We start from the raw sequence: 16672 nt of genomic DNA on the forward strand, positions 1-16672 counted from the left end.
ACTTCTCCGATGTACAGGAGCATTAGGTGCCCTCGCTCTTCCACAGACGTTCCCGCAGCGCTGCCGCCGTTCTCGGGCTGGCCGTCGCCCTGCCCCTGTGCGGTGCGGGGTCCGCGCACGCGCACGACGCGCACTCCTGCGACCGTATCGGCATCGAATACACCTCGGACCGTGGACAGCACTGGTTCAACGGCGGGGTCATCGCGGGGGAAGCCCCTGCGACCAGGGTCGACGTGCGGCTCAAGGGCGAGCCGGCGGAGGGATGCCAGTACGTCGTCTCGCTCGCCTCGTACAGCACCGAGGGCCCGAACTGGGCGTCCTCGGGCACCCAGAAGTTCCTCGGCTGGGACAGCGTGGTCCTCACGAAGGACCTGGCGCAGACGGTTCTGGACGTCTCCGCCTCCACTCCCGAGTGCTTCGGGCAGATCGACCTCTACAGCGGCGACCGCAAGTACGACGGCACGGACGCGCCGGTGCCGCACTACCCGGACTCCCAGATCGGTTCCCACCTCATCGCGCACTGGAACGGAGGCGCCGCCTGCACCCCCGCGTCCCCCGTCACTCCCACACCGGAGGCTCCGACGACGACGCCGCCGCCCGCCACCACCCCGCCGCCCGGCACACCGACTCCGTCCGCCGGGACGCCGTCACCGAGCGGGACGCCCACGGCCACCTCCCCGGTCCCCACGCCGAGCGAGACCCCCGCCGAGAGCACCCCGACGCCTTCCGCGTCCACGACGCCCCCCGCGGCGGCCACCCCGGACGAGCCCCCCACCGACTCGACGGTCCCCGGCACGCTGGCGAGCACCGGCAGCGACAGCACCGCCACCCTCGTGACGACCCTCGCGGCGACCGTCCTCGTGGCCGTGGGCGTGGGTCTGTACGTGTTCACCCGTCGCCGTCGCCAGGGACTCGCCGACTGACCTTCCCCGAGGTGAAGCCGTTCCGGCGTGCCGACGGCCGACCACGGAACGGACCGAGGGCCCGACGCCATCAGGCGTCGGGCCCTCGGGTCTCTCCGTGGTGGCCGGTCAGCCGTGCGAGACGTCCAGCGCGTAGAACGCGACCTTGGCGCCCTCCGTGCTGCTGCCCGACGCGGACTGGTTGTAGGCCCCCGCCTTGAAGTACTGCTGGTAGGACTTGAAGGAGTCGGCGACGGGGTAGTGGGTGGTGCTCCCGTCGACCGTGAGGTCGATGGTGTCGCCGCCCGACACGCCGATGGTGTAGCTCCACTTCTCGCCGATCGCCACATGCCCCACCGTGTGGGTGGTCTGGCCGCCCGAGGGGGAGTTCTCGGTGCCCAGGACGATGTCACCGTTGGCGTGGTAGTACAGCTCCAGAAGCGGCTTGGTGGACGAGCCCCCTTCACCCAGGTGGATCTGCCCCACGCACACGTTGGACGTCACGGACACGACGCGCAAGGTCGCGCTCATCCGGTGAGTGCCGTCGAGCGACCAGTTCGCACTGCCTCCGCCCGGGTCCATCTCCCGCAACTCCGACCGGGGTGACTTGGAGTTGGGCGTGGTGACGCCCTTCTCCGGTGACCAGAACGTCATGGCGCCGTCGTCGTCGGTGAAGAAGTACGCGTCCTGGTAACCACTCTGGAGCTGCGACGAGGAGATGGTGGTCGGAGACCCGGGGGAGCCCACCGGTTCCTGGAGCTGCCAGACCGACAGGTCGATGCCGCCGCCGGTGCCGGACGTCGGGGCCGCGTTGGTGCCGCCCTCGTCGAGCCGGCTGCCGTCGTCCGGGAGTTCCGCCGTGGCGGAGGCGGAGGGCGTCGGCGTGCCACTGCCCGCCACCGCCTGGCCGGTGACCGGCTTCGTGGCAGGCTGCACGCCGGGGCTGGTCGTGGTGACGGTTTCGAAGGTCTTCAGGAACTGGTAGTCGCTCTGCTCGGTGCCGCTGCACGCATCGGAGAGCGTCCCGGCTTCCGGACAGGCCTGGTCGCGTCCCACCGCCCAGAACGCCAGCTGCCGGATGCCCTTGTCCACGGCGAAGGCCGCCAGCCGCTCGGCGTCGTCCGTGGTGAACGTCTCACCAGGAGTGTCGTTCACCCCGATCATCGGCGTGTTGCCCTCCATCGCCCACAGTTCCTCGGACGACTTCGACGTCCAGATGCTGCCGAGCTGATCGTGCAGTGCCGTGGCGGCGTCGATGGCCGTCTGGCCCATGTCACCCACCGCGGACCCGTAGTCCATCGTCATGATGTTCACGAGCGACACCCGCAGGCCCGTACTCTCGGCGTCCTGCAGCATGGCCACACCGTCCGCCTCCAGGCCCTGCAACCCCGAAGGCAGCGTGAACTGCACGTCCAGCGGGTGACCCGCGGCCTCGGACTGCTGCTGCAACGCGGCCAGTGCCTGGTTACGACGGTGGTTCGCGGCGCTGTCGGCCAGCGCGGCGCCTTCGATGTCGAAGTCGAGCCGCGACAGGTCCAGCGCGTCCACGACGGTGGCGTACTGCTCCTGCAGGGCTGTCACGGAGTCGCACGCCTGCCCGAGCTCGGTCCCCGAGGCCCCGCCGAAGGACGCGATCACGTCGCCGCCCGCACCACGCAGCCCCTGCACGGCCGACAGCCAGCCCGCGTCGGTGACCGGTGTGTTGCCGTTGAAGGTGGCCTTGCAGCCACCGCCGTCCAGTACGAAGGCGAGCGTGGCGTGGCGGAGACCCGCCTGCCGCGCCCTGTCCAGGTCGGAGGGCGACCCCCACGTCTCCACGTACGGGGCCGCGTACCGGGAGGGCCACCCCGCCCCGCCGGACGCCGGCGCGGCACTCGCCTCCGGTTCGCCGGACGGGGACGGGAGCGCGATGGCCTCACCGCCGTCCGTGACGAACCTCCAGGAGATGCCCTTGACGAGGCCCTTCTCCAGCGGAGCGAGCTTCTCGAACGCGGTCTGGCTGAGGTCGAGATGGCCGGCGTCGCACGAGGGACACATGTCCTTGACCGGCACCGTGATCGTCTTGCCGTCGTAGGTCACCTCGACGTCCACGCCGTCGCAGAGCCGGTCCTCGTTGGGGTTGGCGGACGTCCACCACTCGTGGGACACGGCGACGAGATCCTCGGTGGCCGCGTCGACCTGACTCCCGCAGGCGCCGTATCCGCTGTCGTTGTAGTACGTCATCTGCCCGGAGACGGTCCGGGTACTGATCGGATCGTCGGCCAGTGCCAACGACACGCTTCCCAAGGTGACCGTCACCAGGGCGACAGCACCGCCCGCGATGATCCGGTTCCGGATGGACACGCAATCTCCTGGTCACTCTGATGGGGTGCGGATCGGCCTTCGGCTGAGCGCGCGACCGCCCCGGTACACCTGGTCCGGGCAGCACCGAGCCCGAACGGCCCTGGGCCGTGTCCAGAAGGCTGCCGCGTCGACCGATCATCGGAGACGCGTGCGGGTATCACAGCGGTCCGCCGGGCCGTCTGCCCGGCGAGCCACTCACTCCGCCTCTTCGGCCACTCGGGGCGCCGGCGGGCCGAGCGGCCCACCGCGCCGCGACCGGGAAACCACGTCGTCGGCGGGCCGGTGGGGTCGGTGGCACCCCGGGCGGTGCCCCGCGTTTCCGTGGGGCACCGCCCGAGCCGCTCTTGTACGTGGTCCGGGCGGGGGTAGCCCGCCCGCGGTGCTCGGTACGTGACCGAGCCGGCCGTGCCGCCCCGTCAGTGCTGCAGTGTCAGCAGACCCGGACGGTAGGGCAGGAGACCGTAGTCGCCGCCGGAGCTGGGGCTGCGGCCCTGGTAGAGCAACTGGAGGTTGCAGGGATCGACGGTCATGGTCTGATCGGCGCCGGTGCGGATCAGTTCGCCGTGGCTGATGTCGTTGGTCCAGGTGGCGCCACTGTTGGCCTTGCCGGCGAACGGATTGCTCTCGGTCGCGGCCTGGGGCGTCCACGACCCGTTCGGACTGGTGGCCGTGAACGAGCGGAAGTAGCGGCCCTGCGAACCGATCGCCTCGACGATCATGAGGTACCGGTTCTGCCCCTGCAGCTTGTAGACCTGCGGCGCTTCGAACAGGTTGTTCGTCGTGTCGCTCATGACCACGGTGGAGGACGTCCCGAAGCTGCCCGGGAAGTTCCCGATCGGCATGGCGGCCCGGTAGATCTTGCCGTTGTCACCGGCGAAGAACAGGTACATGTTCGTACCGTCACCGATGAGCGTCTGGTCGATGGGTCCGGTTCCGGAGTCGCTGATGCTCCCCGAGAAGAGCACCTGCGGGGCGGACCAGCCGTTCGCGTTGGTGGGGTCGCTCGACGTCCGGTAGGAGAAGGCGGTCCCGCCCCACTGGTAGGTGAGCACCCAGATGTTCTTCGGCGCGAAGTAGAAGAGCGTGGGTGCGACGGTCGCGGACGACATCGTGTTCTGGCCGGCCGATGCCATCTCCGACCAGTTGGTGAACGGGCTGAAGTTCATCGAACCCCAGCTCGACCCGGTGTCGTGCGTCGTCGCGTAGACGAGCTGCTTGCCGTTGTAGGGGACGACCGTGAAGTCCTTGAGCGAAGCCCATCCCTGCTTGGGCTGCGCCAGCGCGCCCGTCGACGACCAGCGGTAGGCCGACGGAAGGTCGCACGTGCCAGAGGTGTCGCCGCCACCGACCTTGACCAGCTTCCACTGCTGGTTGGTGCCGCCCCAGTCGTCGTACTGGACGACGTTCGCGTTGTCGGCGGTGGAGGCGCCCTGCACTTCGAGGGCCTTGTTGCTGTGCCGCGAGATGAGCCTCACGTAGCCGTCCGAGCTGTCGGCCAGCTTCCACTGCTGGTTGGTGGCATTCAGGTCGGTCCACTGGACGATCGAACCGCCGTTGGCGGTGGACCAGTTGTAGATGTCCAGCACCTTGCCCGAGTGGACGGACTTGACGCGGTAGTAGCCGTCCCCGGAGGCGATGAACTGCCACTGCTGCTGGTTCTGGTCGTTCCGGGTCCACTGGGTGACGCGGGCGCCGTCCTCGGTCGCCAGGTTGTAGTCGTCCAGGGCCTTGCCGCTGTTGCGGTTGACCAGTACGTACGAGGCGCCGGAATCGACGGTCGCCGCGGCGGCGGGCTGGGCGCCGAGGAAGCCGGCCACGAGCAACAGGGGCGCGAGGAGGGCGAGTAGGCGTTCCGGGCGGACCGGGAACGCGTGGCGGAACCACATCAAAGGACCTCCTGGGAGGGGAGCGGGGCGAGGTGACCCGACGGGCCGCAGTATGGGGGTGCGGGAAGGCCAAAGCTTTTTCGAAAAGTTGCGCAAAAGCTTCGTTCTCATGACGCCACAAGCTAGGAATGTGAGCGCTCGCAGTCAAGGTGTGCGGCAGATCTGTCTGCGATCGGGTTTGCTCCGAGGGTCGCAAAATGACGTCAGGCCGTACCGCTGAAGCAGGTTGACGTGCCTGATTCGGCAGTCGGTGGCCATGTCGGGCGTCCGTAGGCGGACTTGCCTGAGCTGCGAAATGTTTCGAGGTGTTAGCGCAAACAATTCCTGCGCGAAGTGTTGACGAGCCACCGTCAAAGCCTCGATCATCCCTGTTTGAGACACCGGACGTGGTTCAGGACGTCCCACCACGCCGGCTCCGGGCTCATCGGTGCCGCCCGGCAGATCGGCGCACAGTCGCACGAAAGTCCCACGCACAGCCGCACGACAGATCAGCGCACGCTCCGGCCTGCCCGTCCGTCGACCGAATGAGGGCGGACGACGCAGCTCCCGCGCTTCGGTCCTTCCGCGCTTTCCTACTTTTTGGAGGCACAGCCATGGGCTCCTACGCCCTCCCCAGATCCGCTCTCGGCCGGTCGCTCCGCGCTCTGCTGCCGGCGCTGCTCGTCGGCGTCCTGGGTGCGTCCGCCGCACTGGTCGCCCCGTCGGAGGCACACGCCGCCGAGACCACGCTCGGCGCCGCGGCGGCGCAGAGCGGCCGCTACTTCGGCACCGCCATCGCCTCGGGCAAGCTCGGGGACTCGGCGTACACCTCGATCGCGTCCCGTGAGTTCAACATGGTGACGGCCGAGAACGAGATGAAGATCGACGCCACCGAGCCGCAGCGGGGCCAGTTCAACTTCACCAACGCCGACCGCGTCTACAACTGGGCGGTGCAGAACGGCAAGCAGGTGCGTGGTCACACCCTGGCCTGGTACTCCCAGCAGCCCGGCTGGATGCAGAGCCTGAGCGGCAGCTCGCTGCGCCAGGCGATGAACGACCACATCAACGGCGTGATGGCCCACTACAAGGGCAAGATCGCCCAGTGGGACGTCGTGAACGAGGCTTTCGCCGACGGCAACTCGGGTGGCCGCCGCGACTCCAACCTGCAGCGCACCGGCAACGACTGGATCGAGGTCGCCTTCCGGACCGCGCGCGCCGCCGACCCGTCCGCCAAGCTCTGCTACAACGACTACAACATCGAGAACTGGAACTGGGCCAAGACCCAGGGCGTGTACAACATGGTCCGGGACTTCAAGTCGCGCGGCGTGCCGATCGACTGTGTGGGCTTCCAGTCGCACTTCAACAGCGGAAGCCCCTACGACAGCAACTTCCGCACCACCCTGCAGAACTTCGCCGCCCTCGGCGTCGATGTGGCCATCACCGAACTCGACATCCAGGGCGCTTCGGCCACGACCTACGCCAACGTGGTCAACGACTGCCTGGCCGTCCCGCGTTGCCTCGGCATCACCGTCTGGGGCGTGCGTGACTCCGACTCCTGGCGGTCGGGGGACACACCCCTGCTGTTCAACAGCGACGGCAGCAAGAAGTCCGCCTACAGCGCCGTCCTCAACGCCCTCAACAGCGGCTCGTCCGGCGGTGGCGACGACGGTGGCGGCGACGGCGGCGGCCAGAGCGGACAGCTCAAGGGCACCGGTTCGGGCCGCTGCGTGGACGTGCCCAACTCCGCCACCGCGGACGGCACCGCGGTCCAGTTGTACGACTGCCACAGCGCCGCCAACCAGCAGTGGCAGCTCACCTCCGCCGGTGAACTGCGGGTCTACGGCAACAAGTGCCTGGACGCCGCAGGCAGCGGCAACGGCGCCAAGATCCAGATCTACGGCTGCTGGGGCGCCGACAACCAGAAGTGGCGTCTCAACTCCGACGGGTCCATAGCCGGCGTCCAGTCCGGACTCTGCCTCGACGCCGTGGGCGCCGGCACCGCCAACGGCACCCAGCTCCAGCTCTACACCTGCTCGAACGGCAGCAACCAGCGCTGGACCCTGTCGTCCTGACACGGTCTGCCGCTGCTCTCCTCTCCTGACGAGAACCTCTCTCCGGACGAGAGCATCTCCCCTGACGAGAACACCGCTGACCGCCCGGAGGGCCGCCGCCGTCACGGTGGCGGCCCTTGCGGCGTGGACCGCCGCCCCGCCCGCCCCGTCGCCCCGGGGGGTGGCACGCGGAGCCCGGAACAGACGGATGAGCGAGAACCGAACCGCCGCCCGGAGTCGCTCCACGGCGCCCGGCGGGTTGAAGGGAAAAGTTTCCGTGCACAGGTACGACAACCCGGTGATCAGCGGGTTCCACCCCGATCCGAGCGTGTGCCGGGTCGGCGACGACTACTACCTGGTGTGCTCCAGCTTCGAGTATTTCCCCGGGCTGCCGCTCTTCCACAGCAAGGACCTGGTGCACTGGGAGCAGATCGGCAACGTGCTCGACCGGCCCGGGCAACTGCCGCTGCCCCTCCCCGGCGCCAAGGCGTCCGGGGGCCTCTACGCCCCCACGATCCGCCACCACGACGGCCGTTACTGGGTGATCAACACCAACATCGACGGCGGCGGCAACTTCCTCGTCTCGGCCGAGCGGCCCGAGGGGCCGTGGAGTGACCCCGTGTGGATCGACCTGACCGGGATCGACCCCGACCTGGCATGGGAGGAGGACGGCACCTGCTGGTGCGCCTTCTCCGGCCCCGCAGGGGGCATCAACATGGCCAGGATCGACCCGGTGGCGGGCGAGGTTCTGGAGGGACCCTTCCCCGCGTGGTCGGGGAGCGGCCTCAAGTTCCCCGAGGCGCCGCACCTCTACCGCATCGGCGACTGGTGGTACCTGCTGATCGCCGAAGGCGGTACGGAACGCGGCCACAGCGTCTCCCCCCGCCCGCGGCCGCTCGCCGCGCGGCCCCTGGGAGGGCGCACCCGGCAACCCCCTGCTGTCCCACAGCGGCACCGGCCGCTCCATCCAGAACACCGGCCACGCCGACCTGGTGCGGGCCCCCGACGGCAGCTGGTGGATGGTGCTGCTGGGCGTCCGCCCCCGCGGCTTCACACCCGACGTGCACGTGCTCGGCCGCGAGACGTTCCTGGCCGCCGTGGAGTGGCACGAGGACGACTGGCCCGTCGTGGCACCCGTTCCCGAGAGCCACACGGCCCCGGGCGGTGCCTGGCACCCCGTACCGGCCCCGCCCGCCCGCGACGACTTCGACGCGGGCGCCCTCGCGCCGCACTGGATCTCGCCGTTCGCCCGCCCGGAGGGCTCCTGGTCGCTCACCGAGCGACCCGGTCGGCTGGCCCTCCATGCCACCGGCGCCACCCTGGACAGCCCCGGATACACCTTCGTCGGCCGCCGCCAGCAGCACCACGACTGCCGCGTCAGCACCCTGATCGACCCGGGCACGGGACGCGGGGGACTCTGCGTGCGCCTGGACGAGGCCCACCACTACGAGCTGGAGGCCGAGGACGCGGAGGTCTTCGTCGTGGCCCGGATCGGGCCGCTGCGCCAGACCCTGGCCCGCAGGCCGGCCCCCGCCGGGCCGCTGCACCTCACCGTGACGATCCGGACGTCCGACCTCGTCCCCGCGTCGCCCCACCTCACCGACGGCGGCACCACGGGCCCCGACACCATCGCCTTCTGGCTCGGCGATCCCGACGCCCCCGGCGCCCGTCCGATCGCCGAACTGGACGGGCGCTACCTCTCCACCGAGATCGCCTGCGGCTTCACCGGCCGGGTGATCGGTATGTACGCCACACAGGGCTCGGTCGACTTCGACTGGTTCGAGTACGTCCCGGCCCCGACGCCGTCCGTGTGACACCCGGGTGCGGGCGGCCACCGCACCCCCGGGTCGTTGCGCCCGCCCATGGCCCTCCCAACCCCGTCCGAAGCGCTTCCCCGGCCCCCGGCAGGCCCCCTCGGCGGTTGGGCTAACCTTTCCCCATGCCGCCTCGACCAGCCGGATCGCGTCCCACACTGTCCCTGGTGGCCAAGACCGCCGGTACGAGCATCCCCACCGTGTCCAAGGTGCTGCGAGGCGGAACGGACGTCTCGGCGGAGACCCGCGCGAAGGTCATGGAAGCCGTGCAGGCCGTCGGCTACACCCGCCCGGCCGGGGCCAAGGGCGAGAACGCACGGGACGAGAGCGGCCTCTCCCACGCGCTGGACCTCGTGGTCACCCATTTCGAGGGATCGTGGGCGAACCTGCTGATAGCCGGGGTCGGACGTGAAGCGGCGGCGGCGGGAGTCGATGTCGTCCTGACGCTCGCGGAACCGCACAGCGACTGGGTGTCGCGGCTGCTGAGAAGGCGCACCCTCGGCGTGATCGGGACCTTGGTCGATCCCGCGTCCCGGCAGTTCGGCGCACTCTTCGCGGCGGGCGTCCCCGTGGTGCTCATCGACCCGATGAGCACACCCCCCTCGGGGGTGGCGAGCATCGGAGTGGCGAACTGGGAGGGCGGCCGCATGGCCGCCGAGCACCTCCTGTCCCTCGGCCATACGCGGATGGGGGTGGTCGCAGGTCATGCGCGCCACCTCTTCAGCAGGGCGCGCGTCGACGGTTTCCGTGCGGCGGCCGACACCACGACCGTCGGCAGCGCCACGGTGTCGGTGGCCCACGGCGGATGGAACCGCGCCAAGGCGGCGTCCGCGACCCACACCCTGCTCGACGGCGACCCCGGGATCACGGCCGTCTTCGCCTGCGCGGACTCCATGGCACTCGGCGTCTACGACGCGGTGGCGGCCCGGGGCCTGCGGATACCCGAGGACATCAGTGTCATCGGGTTCGACGACCTGCCCGAGGCGCAGTACATCACCCCCGGTCTGACGACCGTCAGACAGCCCAGCACCGAGCTGGGCGCCGTAGCCGTCAAACGTCTGATCGAGCTCTCCCGGGCCGAGAAAGCCGGCGTCCGGTCACCCGCCCGCATGGAGCTGGCCACGGAGTTGGTCCTCCGTGCCTCCACCGGATCGGCCCCGGCGTCCCACTGACGGGTGCCGTCGGATTCCCGCCCCCCAAACCGCGTCATCGCGGTGCCGGCGTCACGACGTGGAGGACGAGGCGGCTCGGACGGGCGGCGCCATGACGGATCGTGTATTCCGCCGTGGTGGGCTCCACCGGCTCCCCGCAGACGCACGACAACGTCCGCGTCCGTTCCGGTGGTCGCGAGGTGGACGACGGCGCGGACCGCGCCCATCACCGTGAGTTCCTCGGTGAGCGGCGCGGTGCGCCACGAGGCCACGTCCTGCCGCGCCTCGATCGCCGTCTGCTCGGCGGGGCCGGCCTCGAACGGTCCGAACAGGAGCACCGCACCGCCGCACGTCGGCACCGCCGACGCGGGATCGCTGGTGAGCAGCCGTTCGCCGGTCCCAGCCGGCCCCGGCGTCAGCGCGCCCCCCTGGTTCAGGTACAGATCCAGCGTCCGCGTGCCGGGCGGGGGGAACTCCTCCAGTGCGATCCACCGGTTCGCGCCCATCAGGAAAACGCGCACCGGCGGCATCTCCGCCGCGCCCCCGCGGAGGGTGGCGTCGAACCACCGAAGGTGCTGCGCGGTGAGGTCCCCGCCGTGGAGACCGTCGGCGGACGCGCGCGGTCCGAAGTCCACACCGGCCGTCCGGCCCGAGAGTTGTCGTGCGTCCAGGGGCCGACCAGGAGGCGAGGCACCGGCCCGCCGGTCTCCTTCGCACGGCGCACCAGCCGTCGGTGGAGTTCCAGGGTCGGCCCGAGAAAGACGTCGAACCACCCGCCGATCAGGAAGACCGGGACGTCGACCGCGTCGATCCGGTCGACGATCTTCCCCTCGCGGTGACGCGCCGACCCGAGCGGCTCCCGCAACCGGTCCAGCCCCCACCCGACGATCGCCTCGACGTCCGGTCCCGAGCGTGGAGTTCCGGCCCGGAACGCGTCGAGGCTCGCGAGCGCGCGCTCGGTCGCCTCCCACCGCTTCCGTCCGGCCTCCCGGTCGTGCGCGGAACCGATGCGGGCGATCATGTCCGGGGCGATCGCGTAGTGCGTCCACGCCAGAGTGCTGCCGATCTCCGGCACCCCGCCGCGGAACCGGAAACCGTCGAGCGCCGACATCGCCGGTGTCAGGGCGGGAGCGATCGCCCGCAGCGCCGGTGCGCCGCCCAGCAGGGCGCTGAACTGGGTGTCCGAAGCGTAGGAGGCACCCCACATTCCGACAGTGCCGTCGCATTCGGGAAGCGCCGCGAGCCACGCCACGGCGTCGGCGCCGAAGGCCACCTCCTGCGCACAGGGGTCGAAGTCGCCTTCGGAGCCGAAGCGGCCCCGTACGTCCTGGAGCGCGACGGGATAACCGGCGGCGACGAGGCGCCCGACGTCGAGCGTCCCCTCGTGCTCCTCACGGGCCACGTCGTAGGGATGACGGGTCAGCAGGGCCGGCCACGGCCCGGGCCCGTGCGGAAGAAGCAGGAGGGTGCGGAGGCGTACGCCGTCGCGCAACGCACAGGCCATCTCGCGGCGGTCGGCGACCGGGTCCGGCGGTTCACCTGCCGGATCCGTGCACCGGAGGGCGGCCGGCTCCTGAACGGGGCTCGTGCCCTCGCTCATCGCATGCCCTCGCTCATCGCAGCGCGACCGCCGTCCAGGACGTCGGTGGCAGTTCGATGGTCAGCAGGCCGTCGACGAGTGCCGCGCCGGTATTCGCGGCCGGGGTCACCCGGGCCTGGTGGGCGAGCGTGTTCCGGGCGTACACGTCGGAATCGGCGAGCGTGACCGCCTCCGTGATGCGCGAGGAGCCGAGGCTGCGTACGTCGATCGTGACCTGCGCGGCTTCCGCCAGGTCACGGTTGACGAGGAAGACCGCGGCCCGGTCCTCGTCGGCCGCCGCGACGGCGTCGACGACGGACGCCTCCCCGTAGCGCGCCGTCTCGTACGTCGGAGCCTCGATCCGTGGGCGGATCACCTCGCCGGAGGCCAGCCGACTCGTGATCGAGAACGGATAGAACGTCGTCTGGCGCCAGGCCGGGCCGCCGGGTTCGGTCATGATCGGGGCGATCACGTTGACCAGCTGGGCGAGGGACGCCGAGGTGACGCGGTCGCTGCGGCGCAGCAGCGTCATCAGCAGGTTGCCGACGACGACCGCGTCCGCCACCGTGTAGGCGTCCTCCAGGAGCCGGGGTGCGTGGCGCCACTCGTCGTGGGTCCTGTCGGACTCCTGGCGCTCCTTGAGGTACCAGACGTTCCACTCGTCGAAGGAGACGTCGATCTTCTTGGTGGAGCGCTTCTTGTGCCCCACGTGGTCGGCGGTCGCGACGACGGTGTCGATGAAGTAGTCCATGTCGGTCGCCGAGGCGAGGAAGGAGCCGAGGTCGCCGTCGTGCTCCTGGTAGTACGCGTGGCAGGAGACGTAGTCGACGTGGTCGTAACTGTGCTCCAGTACGGTGCGCTCCCAGTCGCCGAACGTCGGCATGGCGGACCCGGAGGAGCCGCAGACGACGAGTTCGAGGTCCTTGTCGGCCCTCTTCATCGCGGCGGCGGTGCGGGCGGCCAGCTTGCCGTAGTCGTCCGCCGTCATGAACCCGGTCTGCCAGGGCCCGTCCATCTCGTTGCCGAGGCACCACATGCGCACGTTGTGCGGTTCCGGTGTGCCGTTGGCGATGCGCAGGTCCGACAGGGCCGTGCCGGAAGGGTGGTTGGCGTACTCGAGCAGGTCCAGAGCGGGCAGGATGCCCCGGGTGGCCACGTTGACGGCCAGCATGAGTTCGGAGCCGGTGAGCCTGAGCCAACCGGCGAACTCGTCGAGGCCGACCTGGTTGGATTCGAGTGAACGCCAGGCGAGGTCGCGGCGCACCGGGTCTCCCGCGCGGGCCGACGGAGTCCTCCCAGCGGAACCCGGAGACGAAGTTGCCGCCCGGGTAGCGGATGGTGGTGCTGCCGAGCTCCCGGACGAGCTCGACGACGTCCATGCGGAACCCGTCCTCGTTCGCGCTCGGGTGACCGGGCTCGTAGAGACCGGTGTACACGCAGCGGCCGAGGTGTTCGACGAACGAGCCGAAGGTGCGGCGCCGGACAGGGGCGACGACGGCCTGCCTGTCGAGTTCGATGTGGGCGCGAGGCAAAGCGGCGGTCCTTTCACGGAGATGCTGCGGGGCTGGCGGATGGCGTCGGGCAGCGGCCCGCCCCCGCCGGGAGACGGGGCAGGGGCAGGCCTGGGGCGTGTCGTCGAAGTGCCGTCGCCCGCCCGCGGTCCGACGACACGCCCCAGGACGGTCCGGCGTGGGTCCTGGCGGTGGTGTCAGCCCTTCACGGCGCCGGTGAGGCCGCCGACGATGCGCTTCTCGAAGACCGAGAAGAAGATCAGGGCGGGCAGCATGGCGAGTGAGGTGAAGGCGAGAACCTTCGCGGTGTCCGTGGAGTACGGGGAGGAGAACACCTGGACGCCGAGCGGCAGGGTGTAGTTCGCCTGCGAGTTGAGGACGTACAGGGGCAGGAGGTAGTTGTTCCAGCTGCCGACGAATCCGAGGATGCCGACGGTGACCACGCCGGGCAGCGACAGCGGGAGCACCATGCGGAAGAAGAATCCGAGTCGGCTCATGCCGTCGATCGCGGCGGCCTCCTCGATCTCGTTCGGGATGGCTCTCAGGAACGGCACGAGGATGATCACGGTCGTCGGCAGGCCGAAGGCGATCTGCGGGACGATCACACCGAGCAGGTTGTCGACGAGACCGAGGTCCTTGATGACGAGGTACAGCGGAGTGATCGCGATGACCATGGGGAACATCAGGCCGGCGGCGAACAGGGAGTACATCGCGCCCTTGAGCTTGAAGTCGTAGCGCGCGATCACGAAGCTCACCATCAGACCGAGAGCGACGATGCCCACGGTGCTGGCGATCGCGACCACGAGGGAGTTGGCGAACTCGCCCCAGAACACCGATGACTTCAGGATGCCCGTGTAGTTGGCGACCACCCAGGGATGTGGCAGGGCCGCCGGATCGGTGGTGATCTGCGCGTTGGTGCGGAATCCGCCGAGCACGATGTAGAGCACGGGTGCGACGCAGACGGCGACGAAGAGCAGCGCGATGAAGTAGGTGACGGGGCTGCCCCACTTCTGCGGCGTGCGGACCGGCTGTTCGGCCTCGGCGGCGAGGACGCCGAGGCCGAAGGGCTCACCTCGCTGAGCGAAGGGGCATCATCATGACGGAGTGACGGAGGCTGGGGGGAGGCGTCCGCCGGGCAGTCATCAGGGACGCCGGCCCCCGGCACGCCGATCCGCCCGCGCGCGTATCCGCCCGCACATCGATCGGCCCGCGCGCGTATACGCTCGCACACCGATCAGCCCGCACACCGCGAGGAGACTCCATGACCGTGTCCGACCGCTACCGCACCGCGTGGGAAGGCTTCTGGGAGCAGAGCTCCGGCGAGCAGGGCGAACCTTTCTGGGACGCGGATCCGGCCCTGACGGCGCGGCGCGACCTCGAACACCTCACCCCGTACGCCGACCGCTCCCTGCCGGTCGCCGACCTCGGGTGCGGCAACGGCACCCAGACCCGCTTCCTCGCCACCCGCTTCGCCTCCGCCGTCGGCGTCGACCTCTCCGCCGCCGCCATCGCCCACGCCCGCCGGACCGATCCGAGCGGAGCCGCGACGTACGAGCAACTCAACCTCGCCGACCCGGCGCAGACCGGCGCGCTGCACGAGCGCCTCGGCGACAGCAACGTCTATATGCGGGCGGTCCTGCACCAGAGCGACCCGGAGGATCGCCCCGCGGTAGCCGCCGCCGTCGCCCGCCTGGTCGGCGCCCACGGCAGGGCCCTGGTCCTGGAACCGACAGGCCAGGCCAAGGCGGTCATCGCCGCCGTCGCGGCTCAGCCCGGCGGCCCATCACCCAAACTGCGCCGAGTCATTGAAAACGACCTGCGCCCCGGCGAAGTCGCCGAGGGCGAGGTCGCGGCCCTTCTGCGGGCGGCGGGGCTCACGCTCCTCGGCGAAGGCACCACCGCCCTCGCCATGAGCGAGACCCGCCCCACCGGCTCCCCGGTCGAACTCCCCGCCCGCTGGTTCGTCGCCGGCTGCCCCTGACCCGGATCCCTGTACGGGGATCCCCCTGACGCGAGAGGGATGGCACGGGGCGTACCTGGGCGCGTGAGTGCCGCATCCGGGGACGGACATTCCACGCGACCAGGTACAGGGGCATGCCCGTACGGACAGGTCAGTCAGCCGCCGTGCACCAGGGCTGTCCGGCAGTCGGTTTCGGGGCCGGGGCCTCGATCGCGAAGAACCGTCTGTCGGTTCCGGCGACCGTCCGCAGCTGGGGCGAGGCCTTGCGCCCGTCGTCCCAGGTGCACGTGACGGCGTGGACTCCGGGAGTCGTCCGCCCGAAGACGAACCAACCGGAACCGGTCCGGGCGAGCTTGCCCCAACTGGTCTCGACCGTGCGGTCCCCGGCTCCGGTCAGCGCTCCGTCATCCACGAACGAGCGCCGCTCTCCGACCTTCAGGTTGGCGAAGAACCATCCCGTGTGCACGAGTTCAGGTCCCCCTGCACCGCCCGCACGCTGTGGGTCCGGATATTCGGCCTCCTTCATCGCGTCCCACGCGCGGCCCGCCTCGTCGGCGTCGTCGGCGCGCTTCCACACGTCGACGCTGAGGGTCCAGGGTTTCCCGTCGAGCTGCCCACTCGCGATGACCTCCGTGGTGGGCCGGGGCACCGTGTCCGGTTCCGCGGCGACCGACGCCGTCCCGGATCCCTCGGGCAGGGAGACCGACGTCAGAATCCCGGCCGTGCACGCCACGGTCAGCGCGACGACGACCGCCCCGGCGGCCCGGCGCCTGTTCCTGCGCCGCCTGCCGCCCACGACGATCGCGTCGACGGGTGCGTGCTTGATCCGGACGCCTTGCGCGGCGTCGGCGAGCAGCCTGGAGATATCGGTGCCCGTATCCGTCATGACATCCGCCCTTCGTGCACCAGATGAGTTGTTTCCGTGCCGGTCCGGGCCGGCCCGACGGCCGACCGGAGCCGGGTGATCCCTCGGGCCGCGTTGCTCTTCACGGTGCCCACCGAGCACCCCATCGCGGCGGCCGTCTGCGTCTCGCTCAGGTCTTCCCAGTACCGCAGCACGACGGCTTCTCTTTGCCGCGGCGGCAGTTGGGACAGTGCGGCGACCAGGTCGGACCGCTCGACCGCCTGCGCCATGTCGTCGCCGCGCTCCGGCAGATCGTGCCCGAGCCCGGGGTCGTCGCCCCGTGACAGGTACTCCTTGAGCCCTCTGCGGTATCTGCGCGCGTGCGTGTTGACCATGATGCGCCGCACGTAGGCGTCCGGATCCCGGGCCTGCGACACCTTGCGCCAGGCGACGAATGTTCGTTCCAGACAGCCCTGTACGAGGTCCTCCGCCGCGTACTGCTCTCCTGTCAGGAGATAGGCGGTCCGCATCAGCCGGGACCACCGCCCGACAACGAACGCCTGGAAATCCTCGGAACGCTCCCCGGCGTCCGCCGCTGCTCCTACCGTGTCCCTCATGGCTCACCTCCTCGTACCACAAGAGTCCGCGGGCG

The 16672-nt window shown here is 70.3% G+C and carries 10 protein-coding genes and 3 pseudogenes; 5 read left to right on the forward strand and 8 right to left on the reverse strand.

Annotated features, from left to right (window positions below):
• Positions 1-26 precede the first annotated feature (26 nt).
• A complete protein-coding gene (locus OG599_RS31690; RefSeq protein WP_327179406.1) occupies positions 27-923 on the forward strand; it encodes an LPXTG cell wall anchor domain-containing protein in 897 nt (298 codons plus the stop codon).
• Between the two features lie 108 nt (positions 924-1031).
• Here the strand turns inward: OG599_RS31690 and OG599_RS35520 are convergent, their stop codons facing one another.
• Positions 1032-3245: a cysteine/serine endopeptidase inhibitor gene (locus OG599_RS35520; protein WP_442809607.1), complete on the reverse strand. Its 2214-nt coding sequence runs from the start codon at positions 3243-3245 to the stop codon at positions 1032-1034.
• A 416-nt stretch (positions 3246-3661) separates the two neighbouring features.
• Positions 3662-5131 carry a non-reducing end alpha-L-arabinofuranosidase family hydrolase gene (locus OG599_RS31705; protein ID WP_327179407.1) on the reverse strand — a complete coding sequence of 490 codons (1470 nt, stop codon included), beginning with the start codon at positions 5129-5131 and terminating at the stop codon, positions 3662-3664.
• 593 nt (positions 5132-5724) lie between these two features.
• Here OG599_RS31705 and OG599_RS31710 point away from each other — a divergent pair.
• The 3 genes and pseudogenes from OG599_RS31710 (at position 5725) to OG599_RS31720 (ending at position 10147) form a co-directional block, all read left to right on the forward strand.
• Complete coding sequence (locus OG599_RS31710; protein WP_327179408.1) at positions 5725-7182, forward strand: endo-1,4-beta-xylanase; 1458 nt, start codon at positions 5725-5727, stop codon at positions 7180-7182.
• 256 nt (positions 7183-7438) lie between these two features.
• Positions 7439-8975 (forward strand): annotated as a pseudogene (locus OG599_RS31715) (glycoside hydrolase family 43 protein).
• Between the two features lie 125 nt (positions 8976-9100).
• A complete protein-coding gene (locus OG599_RS31720) occupies positions 9101-10147 on the forward strand; it encodes a LacI family DNA-binding transcriptional regulator (RefSeq protein WP_327179409.1) in 1047 nt (348 codons plus the stop codon).
• Positions 10148-10341: 194 nt separating this feature from the next.
• Here the strand turns inward: OG599_RS31720 and OG599_RS31725 are convergent.
• The 4 genes and pseudogenes from OG599_RS31725 to OG599_RS31740 form a co-directional block, all read right to left on the reverse strand.
• Positions 10342-10707, reverse strand: a pseudogene (locus OG599_RS31725) (CocE/NonD family hydrolase C-terminal non-catalytic domain-containing protein); the annotation flags it as partial.
• Positions 10632-11726, reverse strand: coding sequence for a CocE/NonD family hydrolase (locus OG599_RS31730; protein ID WP_327179410.1), 1095 nt, complete (start codon positions 11724-11726; stop codon positions 10632-10634). The gene OG599_RS31730 and the pseudogene OG599_RS31725, both read right to left, overlap by 76 nt.
• A 13-nt stretch (positions 11727-11739) precedes the next feature.
• Positions 11740-13237 (reverse strand): annotated as a pseudogene (gene arfA / locus OG599_RS31735) (arabinosylfuranosidase ArfA).
• Between the two features lie 176 nt (positions 13238-13413).
• A complete protein-coding gene (locus tag OG599_RS31740; RefSeq protein ID WP_327179411.1) occupies positions 13414-14163 on the reverse strand; it encodes a carbohydrate ABC transporter permease in 750 nt (249 codons plus the stop codon).
• Positions 14164-14477: 314 nt separating this feature from the next.
• On the opposite strand from OG599_RS31740, the gene OG599_RS31745 reads away from it, so the two are divergent.
• A complete protein-coding gene (locus OG599_RS31745) occupies positions 14478-15197 on the forward strand; it encodes a class I SAM-dependent methyltransferase (protein WP_327179412.1) in 720 nt (239 codons plus the stop codon).
• 130 nt (positions 15198-15327) lie between these two features.
• On the opposite strand, the gene OG599_RS31750 is transcribed toward OG599_RS31745, so the two are convergent.
• Together OG599_RS31750 and OG599_RS31755 are read right to left on the reverse strand one after the other, a co-directional pair.
• Positions 15328-16062 (reverse strand): hypothetical protein, encoded by a 735-nt coding sequence (locus OG599_RS31750; protein WP_327179413.1) that lies wholly within the window; start codon positions 16060-16062, stop codon positions 15328-15330.
• Positions 16059-16637, reverse strand: a complete 579-nt coding sequence (locus OG599_RS31755; RefSeq protein WP_327179414.1) for a SigE family RNA polymerase sigma factor — start codon at positions 16635-16637, stop codon at positions 16059-16061. The genes OG599_RS31750 and OG599_RS31755 overlap by 4 nt, the downstream gene beginning before the upstream one ends.
• Between the last annotated feature and the right edge of the window lie 35 nt (positions 16638-16672).

Origin of the sequence: Streptomyces sp. NBC_01335 (assembly GCF_035953295.1) — a bacterium.
Taxonomy (GTDB): domain Bacteria; phylum Actinomycetota; class Actinomycetes; order Streptomycetales; family Streptomycetaceae; genus Streptomyces.

Bases quoted from the DNA above. Each gene is read 5' to 3' on its own strand.
- OG599_RS31705 (WP_327179407.1), bottom strand. From the start codon at position 5,131: ATGTGGTTCCGCCACGCGTTCCCGGTCCGCCCGGAACGCCTACTCGCC.
- OG599_RS31710 (WP_327179408.1), top strand. From the start codon at position 5,725: ATGGGCTCCTACGCCCTCCCCAGATCCGCTCTCGGCCGGTCGCTCCGC.
- OG599_RS31720 (WP_327179409.1), top strand. From the start codon at position 9,101: ATGCCGCCTCGACCAGCCGGATCGCGTCCCACACTGTCCCTGGTGGCC.
- OG599_RS31730 (WP_327179410.1), bottom strand. From the start codon at position 11,726: ATGAGCGAGGGCACGAGCCCCGTTCAGGAGCCGGCCGCCCTCCGGTGC.
- OG599_RS31745 (WP_327179412.1), top strand. From the start codon at position 14,478: ATGACCGTGTCCGACCGCTACCGCACCGCGTGGGAAGGCTTCTGGGAG.
- OG599_RS31750 (WP_327179413.1), bottom strand. From the start codon at position 16,062: ATGACGGATACGGGCACCGATATCTCCAGGCTGCTCGCCGACGCCGCG.
- OG599_RS31755 (WP_327179414.1), bottom strand. From the start codon at position 16,637: ATGAGGGACACGGTAGGAGCAGCGGCGGACGCCGGGGAGCGTTCCGAG.